We start from the raw sequence: 24,744 nt of genomic DNA on the forward strand, positions 1-24,744 counted from the left end.
CTGATTTTTTGCCTTACACAGCTTGAATCTCAATTAAACGATGAGGTGTGGTCGTGATGGTACAAAAAACCGTTGAACTTTCCGAAACACAAAAGGGAATCTATTTTGATTGTCAGGTGAATGATCCCACTTCGTATAACATCTCAGCTTCAATGCAATTTGATCATCTTCAAATGGAGATATTTCGCCAATCCATCGAATTGCTTATGTATGAGCAAGTGGTGCTGCGTACTCGGATTGAGATTCAAAATGATGTACCCGTGTTATCCGTTCATGAAGATATGGATTATTCACTTGCCTTGTGGGACCTAAGTAGCGAGAATCAGGAGAATCCAAAGGAACAACAGTTAGAAGCACTGGTGGATGAATGCATCGGGACACCTTTTGAGCTGGAGAAAGGTCCTCTGTTCCGTATAATGATTGTTCAGATGGATAAAAGCCGATATATTCTGACCTTATGTATTCATCATTTAATATGTGATGGCTTGTCGCTTGAACTGATGAAAAACAAACTTATCCAGTCATATACGTGTCTTCTTGAAGATCAGCCTGTGGATGTCAAGCTGGATGAAGGATTCATCTCTTATGTTGAGGCAGAGAACAAGAAACTGCACGAAAACAAGTACTCCAAAGAGCGGGAATACTGGTTGAACAAAATGAAGGGAGTGGAACCTCTTTCTCTAAAGCACGACTTTCCAGCAGGTTCTGTACAAGAAGGGATTGGTCATGAACTGCGATTTGATATTTCGGAATCGTTAATGGCTGATATTACACAGATGTCCAAAGATAATGAAGTAACCGTTTTTATGTTCTTTATGGGTGCCTTTGGCATTCTTATGAGTAAATATGTCGGTACAGACGATATCACCTTTGCCTCCCCATATTCTCATCGTCCCGGTATGGACTTGGAAGAAACGATTGGATGTTTTGTCCATATGTTGCCTATGCGATTCCATATTGACCTCGAATCAACTCTAAAACCTCTGCTGCAACAAGTAGCCACAACCTGGATGGATACGTACAGGAACATCGGATATCCCAATAACCTCATTGTCAGAGACAGTATGTTACAGGCTCAACCCGGATCACCATCGTTGTTTGATATCTCCTTTGTTTATGATTCCTATGAGGAAGATATGCTCGGAACTCGTATTCTGGATCAGGATAAGGTTACGTTCCCAGGAGATCTAATGGTGGTGTTGAGTCGTTTACCGCAAGGTGCGCAGTTGAAGCTGCAATATAAACCGAGCTTGTTCCGTGAAGATTCAATGGAGCGAATGGGCCAACGATTTCTATATTTGCTGAATCAACTAGTAACCAATTCTGAGCAAAAAATCAGGGAGTTCAGCCTCCTGATACAAGATGAGAAAGAAAACTTACTGTACCGATTCAATCAAACTTCTTATTTTCCCTACACTCCACAACATATTATGGATATATTTCACGATAAAGTAGCACGTTTCCCGGAGCGGGTAGCTCTAATGGAAGGCAAGCAGCATCAGACCTATGCGCAGGTCAACGCAAAAGCGAATCAATTGGCTAGGCAGATCGTTGCGATTAAAAAAAGTGATAACGCGGCAGTTGGCGTGCAGATGCCACGTTCCTCGGATATGGTCATTGCCCTATTGGCTGTATTAAAAGCCGGATGTGCTTTTGTGCCTGTAGACCCTTCCTATCCTTTGTCCAGAAAGGCCTATATTTTATCGGATGCAGACATATCCATAGTGCTGGCTATGCAGCCCGAAAAAGATGACGAGACTCTGGATGTCCAGTACATCTACGTTGAGGGAGATCAGGCCTATACGGGGGATGTCTCAAATCTCGAAGAGGCGCTGAATCCGCATAGCCTTGCCTATATCATGTACACGTCCGGATCAACAGGCAAGCCAAAAGGAGTCATGGTTGAAAATCATAGCGTAGTCAATACACTGCTTGATCTGGAGCGTCGTTTTCCGATGCAGGCGCAGGATGTTTACTTGCTGAAAACAGCATATACCTTTGATGTGTCTGCCACGGAACTTTTCGGCTGGTTCATGGGTGAAGGCGCACTAAGCATTCTTGAGCCTGGAGCAGAAAAAGACCCTGCTCGTATTGTGTCAACGGTGGCATCACATAAGGTTACGCACATCAACTTTGTTCCAACGTTATTCCGTCTTTTTCTGGAAACGATGGAGCTTCGCTCCGATCTGTCAACATTGGAAACGTTGAAATGGATGTTTGTTGGCGGAGAGGCAGTCACGCCAGACATCATTGAGAAATTTAACAGGTTAGGCATTGGAGCAAGTCTTGAAAATGTTTATGGTCCAACCGAATGCACCATATGGGTTTCTCATTATCCGTTAAGTCATTACGAAGGCTTGGGCAATGTACCGATTGGCTACCCGCTCAATGAGTCCAGATGGTATGTCGTCGGAAATCATGATGAGCTTCAGCCGTTAGGTATTCCAGGGGAGCTTTGTCTTAGCGGTGTTGGGCTTGCACGTGGATATCTGAATCTGGAACAGATGACCCGAGAGAAGTTTGTCCCTAATCCTTTCTTTCAAGAAGGACAGGATGCAGAGCATTTCAGGTACATGTACCGCACAGGTGATCTGGTACGTTCACTCCCAAGCGGTACGATCGAATATCTGGGACGCATTGATTTTCAGGTTAAAATTCAAGGAGCCAGACTGGAGACAGGCGAAATTGAGAATACCCTGTCATCCTATCCGGGTGTCATCCAGACCGTGGTAGTCATGAAATCATTTGAAGGTAGGTCCGGCTTGCTGTATGCCTACTATCTGTCAGAGCAGGAGCTGCCTTCTGTCGAATTGAGAGAGCATCTGTCTCGTTTGTTACCGGCATATATGATACCATCCGTTTTTGTACATAAATCCGAATTTCCATTGAATAGCAGTGGGAAGATTGACCGGAAGGCACTCATGGCAGATATCACGCATGCTCACGCTTCCAGTACGTTCTATACCGCCCCGTCTTCTGAGCTTGAGAAGGTTATAGCCGAAGTGTGGGCCGAAGTGCTCGGTGTTGAGAGAGTAGGGCGCGATGACCATTTCTTTGAATTGGGCGGAAATTCATTTTCTGTCATTCAGGCTCACAATAAACTTAAGCATTATACCGATGTGGAGTTCCCTGTGCCTCGTTTTTTCGAATGCCCGACATTGCGTCAATTTGCCGCACTGGGTCCGAAAGATGAGGGAGTTCGGATACCGACTGAAAGGGAACAATTGTTTCAACGAAAAGATGGCATTATGCGTGAGGACATTGCAATTGTGGGCATGGCGGTGAATGTGCCGGGTGCTGAGGATATAAGGGAGTTCTGGAGTAACCTTGTTGAACGGCGGGAAAGCATTCACTTTTATAGTGATGATGAATTGAGGGAGCTTGGCGTGGAGGAAGCACTGCTGCGTTCACCTCGTTATGTCAAGGCAAAAGGACGTGCCAACGGCATCCATGAGTTTGATGCAGGGTTCTTTGACTATACTCCCGGTGAAGCCAAAATGATGTCTCCCCAATTCAGACTTCTGTATCAGGGAATATGGGAAGCGCTGGAGGATGCAGGCTGCAGACCGGATGAAGCGGGTAAGGTGGGTGTGTTCCTTGGCGGGTCCGATGACTTCGAATGGTACCGTCAAGTGCTTTTTAACGATGCTAACTATAGCAGTAAATACGAAGCATTCACCCTCAGCACCAATCATTTTCTCGCTACCCGAATGGCTTATAAGCTGAACTTAAAAGGGCCGGCCTATACCGCTCTGACGGGATGTTCTACTTCACTGGTTACACCTCATCTGGCATGTCAATCTTTGATCGTTGGAGAATGTGATGTGGCCGTGGCTGGTGGGATCACCGTGGAGTTGCCCAATGAAGGGGGTTACATATTTGAGGATGGCATGATGTTCTCCACAGATGGACACTGTCGTCCATTTGATGCGGCAGCCAGTGGAACCGTCTTCTCCAATGGTATGGGAATTGTGGTGTTGAAGCGGGTAACCGATGCTCTGCGGGATGAAGATCATATCTACGGGGTCATCAAAGGCTCAGCAATTAACAATGACGGACAAGAGAAACTCAGTTTTCTTGCTCCAAGCGTAAGCGGACAGGCTGAAGTCATTCAGGATGCTTATAAGGTAGCCGGAGTAGACCCGGAAACGGTGAGTTATATCGAAGCACATGGTACGGGAACGTTGCTTGGTGATCCAATTGAAGTAAACTCGTTAACTCGGGCCTTTGCTTCCGACCAAAAGCAATTTTGCTATCTGGGTTCTGTCAAAGGCAATGTGGGACATATGGATACAGCCGCAGGTGTGGTTGGTTTAATCAAGGTAGCGCTCAGTCTTGGACAAGGTTATATCCCTGGAACAGCGAATTATGAGCAACCTAATCCCAAAATTGATTTTTTGAATACGCCTTTTAAAGTTAATGCACAAGGGGTGGACTGGAAACAGGGCAATGTTGGAGTCATGCGCGCAGGAATCAATTCATTTGGTGTGGGGGGCACGAATGCTCACATGGTATTGGAGGAGGCTCCCGAGATGGAGAAGTGCAGTCCGGATGATGACGTAAATATATTGCTTTTTTCCGCCAAAACGGAGTACTCGCTGAACCGCACCGCTGAACGGATTATGGAACATCTGACTCAGCAGCCGGATCAATCTGTATCAAACGCAGCGTGGACCTTGCAATCAGGTAGATCTGTTTTTGCGTATCGTAAGGCACTCATTCTGGATAAGACATGGAAGGATAATCCGGACAAGCTGATACAGCAGCTGGGGAAAGCACGGGTATACCATTCGGCTCAAGGCACTCGTCCCGTATACTTTATGTTCCCCGGACAGGGCAGTCAGTATCAGGGAATGGGTGCAGAACTATACAGATCTACAGAGCAAGCAGGCCTAGCTCCAATCTTCAGAAGTTATATTCAGGAAATATTGGACCTTCTGCCTGCGGAAGAACGAGAAGATATGCTGTCCGTTGTATACGGAGATCAGCAGCCTGAGCGAATAAACCAGACAGAGTACAGCCAATTCGCACTGTTCATGACAAGTTATGCGCTCGCCAAGTCTCTACTGGATCTGGGCATCAAGCCAGATGGCATGATCGGGCACAGCATTGGTGAACTGGCTGCCGCAACGGTAGCGGGTGTGTTCGAACTCGGAGATGCTGTCAAGTTAGTTCGACTTCGCGGACGTCTGATGCAGCAACAACAACCCGGGGTCATGCTTGCCGTTATGGCGGATGCGCAGCAGGTGAAGTCACAACTGGAGGAAGACATGTGGCTTGCCCTGGTGAATACTACAGGTTCCAGTGTGATTGGTGGGACAGCTGAAGCCATTTCACGGATGGAAGCCAAGGCTGAAGGACTGGGCTGGAAGTGCATTCGTGTGAAGACTTCCCATGCATTCCATACGCCAATGATGAATCAGGCCGCCGAGGAATTTAGACGTTATCTAGCAGAGCATTCACTTCATACGCCACAGATCCCATTACTGTCCAATACCAGTGGAACATGGGCGCTTGGCGATGAAATCACACAACCTGACTATTGGTCCCGTCATATTTTACAGCCGGTGTTGTTTGAATCAAACCTGGCTGAAGTGTTGAAGGATGAGCGGGCTGTATTAATTGAAGTAGGTGCAGGACGAACGCTAAGCTCCTTTGCCAGACAGCACAGTCTATCAAGAGATTCCCAGACGGTACTGAATATGCTACGTCACGTAAGGGAGACGGAGCAGGACAGTATCTATGTGAACCGCAGACTTGCGGAGTTATGGTGCGAAGGCATTGAACCGGACTGGAAGGTGCTCAAAGGGCAGACGGTACGACGAAAATGCTCTCTGCCTACTTATGTTTTCAACAAACAATCCTATCCTGTCAGTGTTTCTCTTTCTGGCTCATCAGCAGTGCAAGGAATGGGTACCGGGGATGATAGGCAGCATGCAGAGCAGGGTAAGGGAAGTGGCCCTACTCTAGTAAAAGGGACCGTTTATACTGGTGGTTCAGACCAACTGAAACAGATTGTCCTGGACGCATATCGAACGATTTTTGGCATCGATGATCTAGATGAAGAGGTTAATTTCTTTGCGGTTGGAGGAGATTCTCTCAAAGCAGTCAGCTTGTCTGCATGGATCCGGTCTCATTTAGGAATTCAGCCTGAGGTAGCTGATGTTTTCAATCATTCAACGCCTATTCAACTGGCGGAGCATCTCTATGTCATGGCGAAACCAAAAGTGGACCAACAGATAATTCAATCTGCACCCACTATGGATGCTTATCCAATCTCTTCTGCACAGATGCGTATGTTCACACAAGCGATGCTTGATCCAGGCAATACGGCATACAACCTACCGTCTGCAACCATTATTGAAGGTGAATTGGACCGTATAAGAGTTGAGGCTGCTTTGCAGAAGTTGATGCAACATCATGAGGCGCTCAGAACATCGTTTGAGATACGGGGTAGTCAGATCGTTCAGATCATCCAACCTTCGGTTCGCTTAAGTATGGGCTACGCAGAGCAGCATGTGGCAGATGACCAAGAGTTGCCTGCGATGATCGAGACATTGATTCGTCCTTTTGATCTGGGGAGAGCTCCGCTTATGCGGGTTGAACTGATTAAGATAGGCGAGCGCAGGCATCTGTTATTCTTTGATATTCACCATATTATCGCGGATGGTACATCTGTCGAAATCATTACTCGTGACTTCAATGATTTATATTTTGGCAAAGAGCATGCAGTCCGATTGCAGTACAAAGATTACGCGGTATGGCAGCAGCAACGTCTCGCTTCACAGGAATACATTTCACATCAAACGTACTGGCTGGACCATCTTGGCCCTTCTTTACCTGTGCTGGGGCTTCCACTTGACCATGAGCGTCCATCACAGCGATCCATGCAAGGGGGACGTCTTCATTTCACGTTGAATCGTTCGTTAACACAACACTTGCATGAGCTGGCTTCCTCATCGGAAGCATCCATGTATATGGTAATGCTAAGTGTGTGGAATCTTCTTCTTGCACACCGCTCAGGTCAGCAGGACATTGTGGTAGGAACGCCTGTTGCAGGAAGGATGCAAGAGGAGTGGAAAGAGACGGTAGGCATGTTTGTCAATATGATTGCGATGCGGAATTTTCCAACGTTTGATCGTACGTACACTGATTTTTTACGCGAACTCAAACAACATACACTGGATGCTTTTGCATATCAGGAATATCCGTTTAATGAGCTTGTGGCACAACTGGGCGTGACACGTGAGCTGAACCGAAATCCGGTATTTGATGTTTGTTTTGATTATCAGAACATGGACTTGCATGGACTTGAACTTCATGGTTTGCAATTTAGTTCTTTTCCGGTGGAGACGGGTACGTCTACTTATGATCTGTTAATGACCTGTCAAGAAAACAGGGAGAAGCAGGTGATTGAAGGATATATCGAATACTCGCTGGATCTGTTCCGCCGGGACACAGTTGAAGGTATGATGCAGGAGTTTATCGGACTCTGCCAAGAGGTTGTACAACAGCCTAATCTGTCTCTGAGCGAACTGTTTGAGAGAAACATTTCTCATGAGCACCCAGTCCATCGTCTTGCTGGTCCACGTCTGGATTACACTCCTGCGGTGGGTCTGCATCGGCTGTTCGAGCTGCAGGCAGAACACACACCAGACAAGAAAGCTCTCCTTGTATCATCTGGAGCTTCTTTTACCTACAGGGAGCTTAATGAAAAAGCTAATACGCTGGCTTGGAAGCTGATTGATCAAGGTGTGCGCCGGGATGAACCTATAGGCATATTATCCAGACGAGATGAATCGTTGATTATTATGCTATTGGCGGTGCTGAAAGCTGGGGCGGCTTATGTGCCTCTGGACCCTGCTTTTCCGCCGCAGCGCATCGTGAATATGATTGAAGACAGCCGAATGAACGTATTGCTGTGTACGCCTGATGAAGAAGGCACAGTGACTTTTAGCGGAGAGCGATTTGTGTATGATCCAACTGCCCAGGATGTGCGCTCATCCGTTAACCCGGACGTAAGCCTCCTGTCTTCGGATCTGTCCTGTGTGATTTTCACCTCAGGATCGACGGGGCGTCCCAAAGGGGTCATGATTACTCATGAGGCGATGGTCAATTTTGTTGAGGACGTCAGGCACCGACATATTTTTGCGCATGAGACAGATCGCATCATCAGTGTAACGACCATATCTTTTGATATTTTCGGATTTGAAGTGTGGACACCATTATGCACCGGATATTCGCTGTATCTGGCCAATGAGCAGGAGCAGCTTGACCCGGCTCTTGCTTCACGTCGAATACGTGAACATGGTGTTACACACATTCTTAGCACGGTCTCACGCATTAAGGCATTTGTCGAAAATCCAGAATTCGCTCAGGCGCTGGGCAATCTGCGGTGTGTTCTTACCGGAGGGGAAAATGTCCCTGTGGGACTCCTCACCGATCTGAAGCGGCTTACGCCCGCTCGAGTCTTTAACATGTATGGACCAACGGAAACTACGATCTGGTCAACGACCAAAGAATTGAATGACACAGCCGCGATTACCATTGGCAAGCCCATTACCAATACAGAGATTTATATTCTGAATGATGAAGGTGAAATACTGCCACCTGGAAGTTATGGAGAGCTGTGCATTGCAGGAAAAGGATTATCCCGCGGTTATCTGCACAACGCTGCTGAGACCGATGCCCGATTCATTGCAAACCCCAATGTTTTGGGAGGCCGTTTGTACCGAACTGGCGATCTGGCCCGTATACTGTCGGATGGGGATGTTGAGTTAATGGGACGGTTAGATCAGCAGGTGAAGATTCGTGGCTACCGGATTGAACTGAATGAGATTGAGCAGGCAGCGATGAATTATGAACGTGTAAGAGAAGCTGTCGTTAAGGTAGAAGGGGCCGATTCACATTCATTGCAATTAATCCTTTTCTACAGTCTGAAGCCTGGGAGTGGGCCTTCCGTTATGGAAGATGAAGACGTACAGCTTCGGACCTGGTTAAAGCAGCGGCTTCCACAGTACATGATGCCTTATCGCTTGATTCGTCTGGAAAATCTGCCTGTGCTGCCTAATGGCAAACTGAATCGCAATGCCCTTCGTCTGGCTGATTTTGAGCCGGGAGAGAGGGATAACCCGGCTCTGGTTTATGGCTCATCGATTCAAGGAATGGAGCGGGCAAAAGTTGACCTGGAGCAGATGCTCATTGCAACGTGGAAGGAAATATTGAATCTGGATACGGTTAATATCCATGATCACTTTTTTGACATCGGAGGCAACTCGCTGGGGCTTATTCTGATCAATAATCGGCTGAATGCCTATCTGGATAAAAGCGTTCCGCTGGTGCAATTGTTTGAGCATTCCTCCATTGCATCACTGGTTAATCATCTGGTGGCGGAGCAGATGCTGCCGACAGTTACACAACAGGTGCAAGAGGAGAGCGGGCATATCGCTTCGGTTGGATATCCTGTTACGAACCCGGACCCGACAACAGCTCCAAAAGAGTATGTGAGGAGCACAGTTGAACACAGCAAAGTGGAGCAGAGCAGACCGGAACAGAGTATCCCGTCTGCTTCAGAACACAGTAGCAGAATTTCTTCTTCGTCGGATATCGCAGTTATTGGCATGGCAGGGCATTTTCCCGGCTCAAGAAATATTGAGGAGTTCTGGGATAACCTAATGGCAGGTAAGGACGGTATTACCCGTCTGAATGAGGAGGATCTAACCGCTTCGGGTGTACGACCGGAAGACTTCAAACATCCCGATTATGTACGGGCCAAAGGTGTACTGCAAGACACTGAGTATTTTGACTCCGGATTTTTCGAATATCCGCATCAGGAATCCAACATGATGGATCCGCAAATCCGGCTGCTGCATCAGTGCTCATGGGAGGCGCTTGAGCATGCCGGGTGTGATCCTTACAGTTATGAGGGATCTATAGGATTGTTTGCCGGAAGTGGACTGAGCTTACCATGGATGGTGCAATTTCTCGGTCGCTCCGGTAATTTGTTACAGGCTTTTGAAGCCATGACTTTAAATGAAAAGGACTATATTACAACCCGAGTATCTCACAAATTAAATCTGAGAGGGCCGAGTATGGCAGTCCAGACCGCATGTTCGACTTCTTTGGTCGCTATCCACCAAGCTGCTGAATCTTTGATTCGGGGAGAGTGTGATGTGGCACTTGCGGGAGGTGTCTCTATCTCCTATCCGCTCAAAGAAGGTTATCACTGGCATGAAGGCATGATTTATTCAAAGGATGGTCATTGCAGACCGTTTGATGAGCAGGCATCTGGTACTGTGTCTGGTAATGGATGCGGAATGGTTGTGCTCAAGTCACTCCGCGACGCGCAGAGAGATGGAGATCATATCTATGCAGTCATTAAAGGTTCAGCGATTAATAATGATGGCATGGACAAAATTGGATATACGGCACCGAGTGTGGCCGGGCAGGTCAAGGTTATTCAATCAGCCCTGCATCGTTCGGGAGTGTCTCCAAAAGAGATCTCCTATCTGGAGGCGCATGGAACAGGAACCAAACTGGGGGACCCGATTGAAATCGAAGCGCTCAGGCAGTCATGGGGAACAGATCGTAGAAATTATTGTGCTCTAGGTTCTGTGAAAGCCAATATTGGGCATCTTGATGCGGCAGCAGGTGTCGCCGGTTTTATTAAAACCGTACTGACGCTTTATCACCGGGTGGTTCCGCCACAGATTCACATGAATCGGACGAATCCGATGTTGGAGCTGGAGCATAGTCCCTTCTATATCAACAGGGAGCCACAGCCATTAGAAGACGCGAAGCGTATCCTGCGAGCGGGTGTCAGTTCGTTTGGGATCGGGGGGACCAATGCTCACGTCATTCTGGAGCAGCCGCCCGTCCAAGAGAGCCAAGCCAATTATGAATCATTGCTTCTGCTGCCCTTCTCGGCCAAAAGTGAATCTGCGCTGGAACGCACGTATGATTCGGTTCTACAGGCAATCCATGCATTGCCGGAGCAGTTGCCCAATGCTGCGTGGACGCTACAGAAGGGAAGAAGCAGATTCGTTCATCGTAAAGCGCTAATCGTTGTAGACGGTTATATTCCGCCAAGCGAGCAGTCTGTAGAGTTTGAGACACAGGCAAGTGTGATGAATGGGAAGCCTAAGGTCATGTTTTATCTCAGCGGAAATGCAAGTTGGGAAGCGCGCAAGATTCGGGAACTATATGCTTCTGTGTATCGCAGCCAGGTCTCAGAGATATTCAAACAGCACTTTGAAGAGATACTGAACCTCTTTGAGTCCAAGGAACAGTATGCCATCCGCCAAGGCATAGGGCGATCGTTAATCGATTCAAGGCTTGAGCGCATGCAGTGCTTTGTTGTGCAATATGCTCTTTATAAAACCGTGATGCAGCTTGGTATCAAGCCGGATGCTGTCTGTGGACAAGGCGTTGGCGAACTGGTGGGGTTGGTTATTAGTGATGCACTTGATCCAGTACATGCCGTGGGGCTTTTATACAATCTGGAGCATTGGTCACTAGAAGAAGGAGCATTGTCAGATGCTTTGACAGGAAGGATGACAGATGCAACTGTAACAGACCATGCGTCGAGTATTGCACCACTGTTATCTCCAAATTTCCTGTTTACGCTGCTAAATCGCAAGACGCTTTCTGAATCTGCTGGGCATACGCTGTGGATCGTTTCGAATCAGCAGCAGGATACAGAACCAATAGCTCCGGATTCATTTTCAGAGCCAAACATCATTGCTCTTACTGGAGATCGTCAGAGCCTGCTTGAGGCAGACGTGTATTTAATGAAAGTACTTGCTTTTTGCTGGTGCTCTGGCATGGAATTGGATTGGGAACAGTTAAACGGAACGGGGCCTAGGCAAAAAATCTCCCTGCCGACGTATTCCTTTGACCCCATTGTTCATCAACATGATGTTGCGTTGTATCAGCTTGCAGGTATGTCGCAGGTTGCAGCGGGTTCTATCGCAGCATTAGACCAATCTCCATCTGGGAAAGTCAGGGTTCAACGGACTGATGATGAGATAAGGCATGTATTATCGCAATTGTGGCAGGAGTTGCTTGGTAATGGAGAAGTCGGCCTTGAAGATGATTTCTTTGAGCTTGGAGGTCATTCTTTAAAAGCGATTTCCTTGGCGTCGAGGATTAAAGAAATGTTTGGATTAAATTTGGGGCTGGAAGAGGTTTTTGATCATTCTGTGTTTGAACACATGGTTCAATGGATTGCTGAACATCAGGTTACAAGTGACTCTGATTCAGTGAACCCAATCTTACCTGTAACTAAGAAAGAGAAATACAAGACCACTTCTGCACAGCGAAGAATGTATGTGGTGCATGAGTGGATGAAAGGTGAGAGTACGGCGTACAATCTCGCCAGTTCCTATAGGGTAAGGGGAAAACTTGACCCTACGCAATTCAGAGTAATAATGGATGCACTGGTAGAGAGACATGAAGCATTCCGTACCAGATTTGAAATGATTGACGGTGAGATTTTCCAAATTGTGGAGGATCAGGTTCCAAGCGTGGTGGAGTTGCTGGAATTAGAAACAGCAGGGTTAGAGCAGGTCATGGAATGGATCAAGCCTTTTGATCTGACCAGCGCACCATTGGTTCGTGTTAAGCTCATTCACCTTTCTCAAGAGGAACACATCTTATTCATCGACATGCATCATATCATTTCGGATCAGAGTTCCATTGCGATCCTGATGCAGGATTTTGCTCGCATGTACAGAGGAGAAACATTGCAATCTCTTGACATTCAGTATAAGGATTATGCGGAATGGCGTGATGAAGCTGCGTCACATGCACAATCTGTTGAAGACGCCAAGTTTTGGATACAGGAATTCAAGGACAAGCCTGCACCGGTTGAATTGCTTACAGACTTCCCAAGACATGGCGCGTCATCCTACAGCGGAGACAGACTTTCCATTGAACTTGGTGAGTCGTTAAGCACACAGGTCAATGATTTCTGTACTCAACAAGGGCTTACACCCTATATGTTGTTTATGGCAACTTTGAATCTATTAATCTGGAAGTATACGGGTCAAGACGATTTGGTCGTAGGTACAGCGGTTGCGGGGCGTGAGAAGCCAGAACTCAATAACGTTATGGGGATGTTCGTGAACATGCTTGCCATTTGCACCAGCATGGACAGAGAATGGTCCACAGAGACGTATTTGAATGAGATGCGTGGCAAGCTGTTATCCTGTTATGAACATCAGCATTATCCTTATGAAGCACTGGTGGAACAACTTGGTCTATTCGGTGATTTAAGCCGCAACCCCCTATTTGATGTGGTGTTAAATTACATTAACATGGGAACCGATGATCCTGAAGCCGGGGAACTGATACTTGAACCATGGGTCGAAGGTAAGGTGGATGCCAAATTTGATCTGACTTGGACACTGGTCGAGCATAAACAATGTTACACGGTTGAACTTGACTATCGCTCAGATTTGTTTAAAGCGGAGTCCATGGAACTGATGCTGGATAAATTCCGGTATATCCTGTCTCAGATCACAACAGGGCATAATGAACGAATTGCTCAGATTAAGCTCACTACACCGGAGGAAGAGGAATGGCTGCTGTACGGAGTCAACGATAATGCCGCTCAGTATCCGCGAGATGCGACCATTTCCCAATTATTCGAGGAACAAGTTCATGTGCATGCACAGAAGACAGCATTGGTCTGGGAAGACGGTGAATGGAGCTATGCGGATCTGTATGAACGTGTTCAGTGGCTGGCGTTCAGGTTGCTTGGACAAGGGGTAAAATCAGGCTCCAGTATTGCTCTTATTCTGGACCGCGGACCGATCCAGATGATCAGTATTCTTGCTACACTCCAAGTGGGTTGCAGTTATGTTCCGATTGACCCGGCTTCGCCTCCATCGAGAATTGAATTTATTTTGCAAGATTGCGATGCGGCTGTGTTATTGACTGAAGCGGCGTATGCCTCCACGTGGCAATCTGTAGTTCCTTGTATCGTGCCGGCAGATGAACTGGCAGCATTTGATTCAGGAGACATCCAGGAGCCTGTTGAACATATGAACAAGACCGCTCTTGACCCGGCTTATATCATTTATACATCAGGGTCAACAGGAACCCCAAAAGGGACTGTGATGAGTCATCGCAATGTGACCAAAGTTATGAAAAATAGCAATTTTGTCACCGTTGTGCCAGAGGATCGTATCCTGCAAATTTCTAACTATGCGTTTGACGGTTCCATTTTCGATATTTTTGCTTCATTAATAAATGGCGCTACTCTTGTATTAATCTCAAAAGAGACCATTTTGGATATGGCTCGTTTGGCGGATGTCATCCAACAGCAACGGATTTCAGTATTTTATATTCCAACATCCTTGTTTAATATGCTGGTGGATTGGGATGCTGATTGCTTGAAGAATGTGCGTAGAGTGATGTTTGGTGGTGAAGCTGCATCGGTGAGTCATGCCAACAAAGCGCTTGCATGCGTGGGGCCGGGCAGGCTGTTAAATGGATATGGGCCAACGGAAGCAACCTTTTTTGCCTCCTACCACTTATTACAGCAAACAGAGCCTTATACTGGCTCACTGCCCATAGGTCAGCCCCTGTCTAACACAGCCTTGTATGTTCTGGATGATGAGCTGAAGCCTGTGCCACCGAACGTTCCAGGTGAACTGTATATCAGTGGGGATGCGGTGGGTATTGGATATCTTAACCGTGAGGATCTTACGCGAAAACACTTTCTTGATGATCCCTTCCGCAAGGGAGAACGAATGTATCGGACAGGTGACATCGTCAAACGTCTGGCTGATGGCAGTCTGATTTTTATTGAACGTTCGGATTTCCAGGTCAAAATCAGAGGTTTCCGCATTGAGTTATCGGAGATAGGCAATTGCATGGAGCGTCTTTCGGGAGTTCGTGATGCCTTTGTCATGACAGTTACAGAACCATCAGGAAGTCTATATATTGCCGCTTTTTATACAACCGATACTGGAGCAGATGCTGAGTATATTCGAAGAGAACTTCACCAGCAGCTGCCAGAGTACATGGTGCCTGCACGAATTATTCGAATGGATCATCTTCCGATTAATGCCAATGGCAAAGTGGACCGAAGGGCATTGTCCGAGCATTTGGTTGAAGAGCAGCAAAGGTCTCTGGAGGTGAGTTCACCTCGGGCAAAAACAGAGCGTGTCATTCTTGCCGCCATGCGACAGATCCTGGGTAATCCAGGCATTGGTGTGGAAGATCACTTCTTTCAAAATGGGGGGCATTCGCTCAAAGCGATTGCATTCACTCAAATTTTGGCAAAAGAAGGAATTGCCATCAATGTGAACGAATTATTCCAATATCCGACAGTTAGAGGACTTGCCAAATTGGTAGATATTAATCCTCCGGCGTCAGTTTGGTCCGAAGATAGCCTGCATATTCAGTCCCCGATAGTCATACCACAGGACATAACACTTCATGAGAAACAACTGGACAGCCTGGTCCTGCATGTCTTAAACAGCTGCAATCAGGTTTCATCTTTTATGGCGGGCATGACCCCTATGGGTCAATTCCCACTATCTCCAATTCAACAAGCACATGCTTCTACGACTTCACGAGCAAGCGGATTTACAACAACGCTGGAAGGCGAATTGAATGAACAAGCTGTAAAACACCTGATTCTTGGGGTTATATCCCGGCATCAGTTGCTGCACAGCATGATATATGAGGAAGAACAATTGTATTGGCATCCATGTGATATATCGTTAGCGGCGGACATGCTGCAACAGCTTATCCCATATCTTGATATTCGTCATTATGCTTCGGCTACGATTGAGCAGTTGGAGTACAAACTGGTTCAGTCTCTGTTACACAAAACGTATACGTTGAAGGAACTACCTTGGCGTCTGTGTATTTTGCGTACAGGAGCAACAGAGCATAAGCTGATTTGGAGTTTTGATCACCTTGCGTTTGATGGTATGAGTGCCCAGATCATCAAGCAGCAACTTGAGTCGAAGGCATTATATAGACCGCAAGGTATAGAGATCGAGAGTGATCTTCTGTACCAAGTACGAAATTATGAGGATTATGTAAATTTTCTGTCTCAAGGCCCCATAGGGGTATCAGAAGATGAAATGGAGAAACAATTTTTGCTTCAGGCATGGAATAGATGTAACGCCATCGTCATGAACAAGTTGAAGGAAACAGAAACATTGTCGCCTTCAGCGATGACTGTCGAGTTGTCCCTTGCAGGGAAGGAGCCTGCAGATGTTTGGTGGACATGCTTTAAAACTTTTTCCAACATCATTGCGGCTTATCTGAACATAAGCCAATTGCCAATAGCCCTGGTGCATTACGGAAGGGAGTATGGCGAAGAATCCTACTATGATTATGTGGGAGAATTCCTAGATCTGATTCCAGTGCTGGTAGACAGTGAATTCACACAGGAAGATCTGTTGGAACGTCTGGAATTTACGAAGCAACACAGCATTAACTTTATGGCACTTACACATGATTCTTCCCTCTCGGCACAATATGATGGCATACAGGAACAATTGGGAACTGCCTACAGGCAAGCAGAACAGGAGACGCGTCAGATGATTCTGTTTAATTATCAAGGCTTCATCTCCAGTAGCGAAGCGATCCCAATGTCGTCTCAGTCGTCGGATGACCAAGATTCGAATTCGGGACTCGCCCAATTCGAATGGGTTATTCGCTACGACGAAGAGTGTCTGTACGTACATCTGGCCTGTCAGGCTGGTCTGGACATCAAACGTATGAAACAGCTGATTGATGACAAGCTTGGTAGCGATGTGAGAGTGGTAGTTCACAATGAGGCAATGGAGGTGCAACATGTCCAGTAAATCCATACAGCGAGGACCCGAGCTGATTGTGCCAGAACATTATTCAACAGTGGCTGAGATGCTAATCTACATTGCAGATACTCATCCAGAAAAGGGAATGACCTATATCAGCTCTTCAGGTGACGAACAGTTTGAATCATATCCTGAATTACTGATGCAGGCGCGCAAGTACCTGCAGTCTCTTCAGGAGCAAGGCATTCAACAAGGACAGGTTGTTATTTTGGAAATTGACCAGTCACAGGAATTTTACCGTACCTTTTGGGCTTGTATGCTGGGGGGCATTATTGTCGCCCCGGTTAGTCCTCCGGCTGCCTGGGAACCAGGCTCAGCCGGTCTGGAGAAATTCACGAAAGTGTGGGAGGTACTCGGGCGTCCAGTCGTTATCGTCGAGGAAGCCTACATGCCCAAGTATAAACAGCTTGCGGAAAGTCCGGTATTCAAAGGTCTTATGTTGATTAGCGTGAACCAGCTTCAAGCAGGCCAGCAGATGGCTGATCTATGCCCAACCTCTCCTGATGACATTGTGTTCCTGCAATTCTCATCAGGAAGCACGGGAATTCCCAAAGGTGTGCAGTTAACAAATCACAATATTATCGCCAACAGTATTGCATGCAAGACTTTTCTTGGAGCTGAAGAAGGAGATAATGTGTTTACCTGGTTGCCGCATACGCATGATATGGGGATATTTGGACAGCATCTGACACCCGTCCTGAGTGGAGCCAACATCATGGTGATGTCACCTTATACCTTCGTACGGTCGCCTTATCTGTTCTTGCGCAAGATTACGGAGCATCAGGGGAAATGGTTTTGCTGTACCAATTTTGGTTTCGAATGGATGGTTCAGAAGATCCCGGATTCCAAGCTCTCAACGCTTGATCTGTCTTCATTACGTATGACCTTGAATGGTGCAGAGCCTATATCAACGTCTGTTATCGAGCGATTTGTCAAAAAATTCAGCTCTTGTGGCTATCGTTCCAATATGATGTTTCCTGCGTATGGCATGGCAGAAGCGACAGTAGGTGTATGTACCTCCAGACTGGGGGAAGAGCCGCGAATTGAACGTATTTCGCGTTCGCGGCTGGTGCAGGAAGGACTGGCTGTGCCAGTACAGCTGCCTAGCAGTGATAGCCATACTTCGGATGTGATCGAATTTGTCCATGAAGGATATCCCATGACAGGGATTCAGATCCGGATTGCGGATAAACAGGGTGAAGTGCTGGATGAGCGGGTTGTTGGCGAAATCCAGATCCGTGGGGAATCGGTAACCTCCGGATATTACAGTCTTCCAGAGATCAATCGTGAAATGTATATGGATGGGTGGCTTCGCACTGGAGACTTGGGTTATATGGCTGATGGCTCCCTTGTTGTAAGCGGACGAATCAAGGACATTGTGTTTATTCGGGGACAGAACCATTATGCGCATGATCTTGAAGAAATTTTGTACCAGAATAGCAGCATTCCGAGAGGGAATCTGACGGTAGTCGGGCACTTTAACAGCCTCAAACAAGTAGAGGAACTGCTTGTATTTGTTAAATACAAATCGGGCGCTCCACAGTTTCTGGAGGTGCGACAGGATCTGATCCAACGTATGAGGGCTGGATTGGGTATTGAGATCACCCATGTTCTCCCAATCAAAGTTATCCCCAAAACGACGAGTGGCAAGGTCCAGCGCTTCATACTGAGAAACGAATATGAGCGTGGAGTATTTACCAAGGACATCGCGGCCATTGAAGAGCTGATTCGCGAAAACTCACAACAGCAAGGACACGAGACGGTTTCCGCATCGTCTTTGGAATATACCGTACGTAAAGCCTGGGCCGAAATTCTTCAATTGCCCGCAGGAAAGATTGAGATGGATACTTCTTTTCTCGCACTTGGAGGCAATTCCATTCTCTCTTATCAATTACTTGACAAGCTGTCTGCACATATGGGACGTGAATTAGGACAAGAACTACTTGTTTTTTGCAGTACAGTACGTGAGATGGTGGAATATCTGCAGGAACTTCCAGCAGAAACGAAGGACTTTGAACAAGTTGAAACAACAGATAATCACCTGAATGTACATCGTGCTATTGCTATTACCGGACTGTCTCTGCGTCTGCCTGATGCCGACACCCAAGAGCAGTTCTGGGGCAATCTGGTTAACGGGTTAGATAGTGTTGACCGGGTTAGTTTAGAGCGTGCAACACGTTCCAAGCAACCCGGTTGGGATGACTGGATTGGGGAACTGAAGCAACCGGATACGTTTGATCATGAGTTCTTTGAAATCCCGTCTGAACAAGCTGCATTTATGGATCCGCAACATCGCAAGCTGCTGGAAGTTGCTCATGAGGCGCTGGAGGATGCGGGTATGCTCGTGGACCATGAGGATAAGCGTGATGTGGGTGTGTATGTAGGGATTAACCCAAGCACATACTTCGATCTGGTTATTGATTATATGAACCGGAGTCTTGGAAAGGCTGTTCATTCTCACGCTATGGTAGGCAATATGTCCAATATTGCAGCGGCCTCCATTTCACACATGTACAATTTTACAGGGCCGGCACTGTCCATAGATACAGCATGTTCTTCTTTTCTGGTGGCACTGACACAAGCTGTGGCGGCCATTCAGGACAAGCGTATCTCTGGGGCAGTTGTAGGTGGAGCGAACATTTTGGCTACACCGCATGTTCATCAACTATCACGCAATGCTGGAATCTGTTCTTCCACTCAACATACGAAGGTATTTGACCGGGAAGCAGATGGTTCAGTCTTGGGAGAAGGTGCTGTTGTTGTATATCTGGAGCCGCTAACAGAGGCAATTCGCAACAATAAACATGTTTATGGTGTGATTCGCGGGACAGCGGTGAATAACGACGGATATTCCCTGGGCATTATGGCACCCAACCCTCAGGGGCAATATGAGGTACTCCGTGCCGCTTATCGCGACGCCAACCTAAACCCCAGCGAGATTTCTTATATTGAAGCACATGGATCGGGGACAAGGATTGGAGATCCAATTGAGGTGAATGCCTTGCTCCGACTGTTCCGGGAAAAGGGAGATACAAGCGATAATTCGATTGGATTAGGTTCAGTCAAAACCAATATTGGTCATTTATTTGCAGCCTCCAGTGGAGCCAGTCTTGCCAAGGTTCTTCTCAGTATGCAGCATGGGGAACTGGCACCAAGTCTGCATATGGATAATCCGAATCCGGCCCTCCGACTGGAGCAATCGCCGTTCCATATCGTTAGCGAGCATAAAACGTGGGATGTACCTGAAGGAAAAACACGGAAGGCAGGCATCAGTTCATTTGGCCTGGGAGGTACGAATGCCCACATTGTGCTGGAAGAATGGAAAGCCCCTGTCCGTGCAGATGCCCCGGCACGCGGCCAGTTGTTAACGTTCTCTGCGAAATCAGAGCAGGCTTTAAAAAAGCTGATTGATAACACGGAGCAATATGTGAAGAAACATGCGGACCTGGCACTAGAGGATCTTTGTTTTACCCGGAACAGATATAGAAAACATTATCGGTATCGTGCAGCAGTAGCTGTCAGCTCAACCGGAGAGTGGAACATCGAAGAAATGGAATTTGGCTTCAAGCCTAGAAACCGAGCTGCTCGTGTCAATATTGTGGTTGGGGGGCATGAGATTCGCGGAGAAGATGAAGCTCAAGCTCGTAAGGTACTCAGGCCAGACGATTCTAATGAAGATACGGTATCAACCTTGAACTACTGGGTGACCTTGCTTGAGACACTTGTACGTCTGGTCCCTTCCATTCAAGAGATTCGAGGAATAGCTGCAGGAGAGGAACTTGTATCCAGTTTACATCTGGATGGCGAGGAACATCACAGCGCTCATGCAAGCCAATCCATTCCAGTGAACAACAGAGTGACGTTAGACAGTCTGCAAGACACACCTGGCAAGATGGCAAACGCCGACATTGTAATTATGATTGCTGCAGATCAGACAGAGCAGCAGCTTGAATACAGTGGCAAGGAGAGCTTCATCCGCCTGTCTGCCGAGCCGACACTTACCATGGAGGATCAGCTTGCTTTATTGCTGGGACAGCTTTATGTACGTGGTGCTGCGCTGGATTGGGAACAGTTACATCCGAATGGCTCTGGCCAGATTGTACATCTGCCAGCACACCCATTCGAGCCGTATGTACATTGGATAGATGTGAATCAGGGAACGGAGGTCATGATATGACAAAAGAAGAAATTGAGCTTTTTCTCAAAAGCGAGATTGCTGTAGCGTTGAATCAGGAGCCAGAGGACATCGATGAAGAGATGAATTTTTTGAAAATTGGTGTCTCATCTGTGCAGGCGCTCAAGATCATTAATCGTGCACGTAAGCATCTTCAAGTTGACATCAGTCCGGTTGCGTTGTTTGAATACAAAACAATTGCCGAATTCGCCGCTTATCTCAATGAATCTCTTCTTCAAGAGGGGGTTGCCGAATGATTGAAGCGGATATAGAGCAAGAGATCATTCATGAAGCTGAATTGTTTGCTGCCCGTGAAATTCGTCCTTATGCTCAACAGATTCAAGAGCAGCAAGCCATTCCCAGAACATTGATCCGTGCCATGGCTGAAAAAGGTTACTTGGCTGCCTCGATCCCGGCTGAATATGGCGGCATGGGTCTCGGCCCTAAGGCGTACGGGCTGTTGACTGAAGTATTTGGCAAGGCTCTTCCAGCCGTTCGCAGCTTGTTAACGGTACATACTTCACTTGTAAGTGAAACTTTGGTACGTTTCGGAACGCCTGAGCAAAAATCGTCCTGGCTGCCCAAGTTGGTGAAGGGAGAATGGATTGCTGCCTTTGGCCTGACTGAACCGGAAGTTGGTTCGGATGCCAAAAGTGTAAAGACCGAGTGGAGAGAAGAATCGGACTGTTATGTTTTGAATGGAAAAAAGAAGTGGATCACGTTTGGACATCTGGCAGATGTATTTATCATTATTGCCTCGAATCAGGGACGAAGCACTGCTTTTTGGGTCGAACGCCAGTTTGAGGGTGTACAGACCCAACCTATTGAAGGTGTCATGGTTGCGGGAGAGACAGGTATAGCTGAGATTGATCTCCATGAGGTGCGTGTACCAAAGAATCACATTATTGGACGTCTGAATGAAGGTTTTGAGTACATCGTAACCGGGGCGCTGGACCAGGGCAGATATAGCATTGCCTGGGCAGGGCTGGCGATTGCGCAGGAAGCGCTGGATGCCATGGTGACTTACTCAAGGAAGCGGAAGCAATTTGATCAGAAGCTGAGTCATTTTCAGCTGATTCGCGGCATGATTGGAGATGCGGTGACAAAAGTCCATGCAGCACGAGCATTATGTTTACGTGCAGCCGAGCTGAGAGAAGCCAAGGACCCGCAGGCCGCTATGGAGACAACGATTGCCAAATATTTTACGTCCAAAGTTGCTGTTGAAGTTGCAAGTGATGCGCTACAGGTTCATGGTGCGAACGGAATTAGTAACCATTATCCTGTTGCCAGGCTGTATAAGGAAGCCAAAATTCTGGAGATTATTGAAGGTTCCTCTCAGATGCAGCAGGAGATGATCTCGCATTACGGATTAAAAGCCTATTACAAGCGTGGCGGTAGCGTATGACGTTCTGTGCGCTATTTCCCGGCCAGGGAAGCCAGTATATCGGAATGTGCAGCGAGTTGTTGGGCAGTGAGCCGGAGGCGAATCAGATCTTTGCAGAAGCGAGCGAGGTGATCGGATTTGATTTGAAGGCACTGGTTATGGAAGGGACCCTGGATCAATTGACGGTCTCTGAATATGCTCAGCCTGCTGTACTGACGGCAAGCTACGTTTTATTTGACTCATTTGTTCGGCGGACTGGAATGACTCCAGATTATGCAGTAGGTCACAGTTTGGGGGAGATTTCGGCTTTAGTAGCGGCGGGAGCATTGCGATTTGCTGATGGAATTCGTTTTACAGCTCAGCGTGGTGCGTTGATGCATCGCTCCATTCAGGAGCAAAAAGGAAGAGCGGGTATTGTCGTTGATGTAACCCAAGCAGCGCTTGAAGAATTAGTCGAGAATATTCGTCAGAACGAGTATGTGACGATCTCCGGTTATAATTCACCGGGACAGTTTGTCGTCGCAGGTACTGCGAAGGGTCTTCAACTGCTGGATGATCAGGTGGATGGCTACGGTGGGGAATTCATTCCTTTTCGCATGATGCCAATGAAGGCAGATGCACCTTATCATAGCGAGTTGATGCAGTTCATTCAGCCTGAGCTTGAAGAGATGCTTGCAGGGATTTCCTTCTCTGCACCGGTGTTTCCCATCTGCTCAACAGTACATGGTGAGTTCATTCGCGGAGCCGAGGACATTCCTAAGCTGCTGAGCAGCCAGCTTTTGCAACCCATTCGTTGGAATCAGGCATTGGCACGCATTCAAAATCTGGGAGCGACGGTATGGATCGATATCGGTCCAGGCCAGAGCGTAAGAAATATGCTGGCTGAGAATAAGACCTTGCCTGCAGCCTATTCGCTGGATGATCCGCAAGATCGGTCCAGATTACTGGAGCGATATGAAGCAGTAAACCAGACAAATGGGGGAGGCGATAAGGGATGATCACGGAGATGATGCAGTACAATCAGCGGGTGAAACAATGGCTGCCTGGAGGTGTGCACTATAATTTCCACCTTCCTTGGGAAGAGACACCGCTCCATTTCAAGCATGCTTCCCGAAGCAGAGTGACGGACATGAACGGCAACGAGTATTTGGATCTATATGCACGCTTTGGTGCCCTCATCGTTGGCCACGGCAACGAGGAGTATAACGAGTGTCTGAAGGATACCATTGACCGTGTTCTTTCCGTAAGTCATTGCGATCTGGATGCAGAGGCTCTGGAACTGATCCATCAATATGTACCTTCAGCAGAGATGATTCGTTTTGGGTTATCAGGCACGGAGATTGTCCAGAATGCACTTCGTCTTGCCCGGGCGTGGACAGGTAAAAATCGCTTTGTACGTTTTGAAGGCCATTATCATGGCAATGCGGACAATATTATGGGTGGCAAGACTGCACGTACAGGTCTGCCTGTACCTTCAGACTATCCTGGTGACATGAAAGGAACAAAGGGAAGGGCAAGGGATGCCATGGAATCTCAATCCTACCTCTTGCCATGGAATGACGCACCCCGTCTGGAGGAACTATTTCGCCAGCATGGAGACGACATTGCAGCAGTAATCATGGAGCCGGTTTGTGTAAATGGAGGCGGAGTCATGCCTGCTCCGGGTTATCTGCAAAAAGTCAGACAGTTATGTGATCAGTACCAGGTCGTGCTCATTTTTGATGAGATTATAACAGGATTCCGTATGGGTCTCGGTGGTGCCCAACAGTTATTCGGTGTAACGCCTGATCTGACTACACTTGGGAAGGCAATCGCGGGTGGCGGAGTTCCAGTGTCAGCCCTGGTTGGCCGAGCGGATATCATGAAGTTGCTTGTAGACAAAAAAGTAATTCATGCGGGTACGTTTAATGGCTATCCATTAGGTACAGCTGCTGTAAAAGCTACGCTGGAAATGTTGGGACGCAATGGAGGACAGGCGATGCACAGCATGAACCGCCACGCTGAGATGATGCATGACATACTCTGCCAGGAAGCAGTGAAGGTAGGTCTGCCTTTAATTGTTCAAGGGCCGTCTGGCTGTGCTTCTTATCACTGCTGCACGGAGCCGCTTACGGATACGGCTGATTATACGTTTGAATTGATGTCTTTTGATATTTTGTTAAATAGCAAGCTTGCTGAGCACGGTGTTCTGGTATCTACGCTCTCGCGGATGTATCCGAATATCCTGCTTGATATGCAAGATGTTGCCTGGTTCCGTGAGCGTGTCCCTGCAGCACTTGCAGAAATGAAAGAGATCTACGACGAGCTGATCTGATGGTAGCTCAATAAGGAGGTGATTAGGT

6 protein-coding genes are annotated in these 24,744 nt (G+C 47.3%); all 6 read left to right on the forward strand.

Translation table 11 applies throughout. From position 1 onward, the window contains the following. Window positions 1-56: 56 nt before the first annotated feature. The 6 genes from MHI01_RS27505 to MHI01_RS27530 are packed head-to-tail and all read left to right on the forward strand — an operon-like array spanning window position 57 to window position 24,716. A complete protein-coding gene (locus tag MHI01_RS27505) occupies window positions 57-16,832 on the forward strand; it encodes a non-ribosomal peptide synthetase/type I polyketide synthase (RefSeq protein ID WP_340984917.1) in 16,776 nt (5,591 codons plus the stop codon). Further along, complete coding sequence (locus MHI01_RS27510) at window positions 16,822-21,021, forward strand: beta-ketoacyl synthase N-terminal-like domain-containing protein (protein WP_339283590.1); 4,200 nt, start codon at window positions 16,822-16,824, stop codon at window positions 21,019-21,021. The genes MHI01_RS27505 and MHI01_RS27510 overlap by 11 nt, the downstream gene beginning before the upstream one ends. After that, on the forward strand, window positions 21,018-21,275 hold the full coding sequence (locus MHI01_RS27515; RefSeq protein ID WP_339283588.1) for an acyl carrier protein: 258 nt from the start codon (window positions 21,018-21,020) through the stop codon (window positions 21,273-21,275). The genes MHI01_RS27510 and MHI01_RS27515 overlap by 4 nt, the downstream gene beginning before the upstream one ends. Continuing rightward, window positions 21,272-22,423 (forward strand): acyl-CoA dehydrogenase family protein, encoded by a 1,152-nt coding sequence (locus tag MHI01_RS27520; protein ID WP_339283586.1) that lies wholly within the window; start codon window positions 21,272-21,274, stop codon window positions 22,421-22,423. The genes MHI01_RS27515 and MHI01_RS27520 overlap by 4 nt, the downstream gene beginning before the upstream one ends. Further along, window positions 22,420-23,400: an ACP S-malonyltransferase gene (locus MHI01_RS27525; RefSeq protein ID WP_339283584.1), complete on the forward strand. Its 981-nt coding sequence runs from the start codon at window positions 22,420-22,422 to the stop codon at window positions 23,398-23,400. The genes MHI01_RS27520 and MHI01_RS27525 overlap by 4 nt, the downstream gene beginning before the upstream one ends. Further along, window positions 23,397-24,716, forward strand: coding sequence for an aspartate aminotransferase family protein (locus MHI01_RS27530; protein WP_047843828.1), 1,320 nt, complete (start codon window positions 23,397-23,399; stop codon window positions 24,714-24,716). The genes MHI01_RS27525 and MHI01_RS27530 overlap by 4 nt, the downstream gene beginning before the upstream one ends. The last annotated feature ends 28 nt before the right edge of the window (window positions 24,717-24,744 follow it).

Origin of the sequence: Paenibacillus sp. FSL M7-0656, assembly GCF_038003225.1 — a bacterium.
GTDB classification, from domain to species: Bacteria; Bacillota; Bacilli; order Paenibacillales; family Paenibacillaceae; genus Paenibacillus; species Paenibacillus amylolyticus.

Excerpts from the sequence above, each read along its gene's own strand:
- MHI01_RS27520 (WP_339283586.1), top strand. The coding sequence starts at position 21,272 with ATGATTGAAGCGGATATAGAGCAAGAGATCATTCATGAAGCTGAATTG.
- MHI01_RS27505 (WP_340984917.1), top strand. The coding sequence starts at position 57 with ATGGTACAAAAAACCGTTGAACTTTCCGAAACACAAAAGGGAATCTAT.
- MHI01_RS27525 (WP_339283584.1), top strand. The coding sequence starts at position 22,420 with ATGACGTTCTGTGCGCTATTTCCCGGCCAGGGAAGCCAGTATATCGGA.
- MHI01_RS27510 (WP_339283590.1), top strand. The coding sequence starts at position 16,822 with ATGTCCAGTAAATCCATACAGCGAGGACCCGAGCTGATTGTGCCAGAA.
- MHI01_RS27530 (WP_047843828.1), top strand. The coding sequence starts at position 23,397 with ATGATCACGGAGATGATGCAGTACAATCAGCGGGTGAAACAATGGCTG.
- MHI01_RS27515 (WP_339283588.1), top strand. The coding sequence starts at position 21,018 with ATGACAAAAGAAGAAATTGAGCTTTTTCTCAAAAGCGAGATTGCTGTA.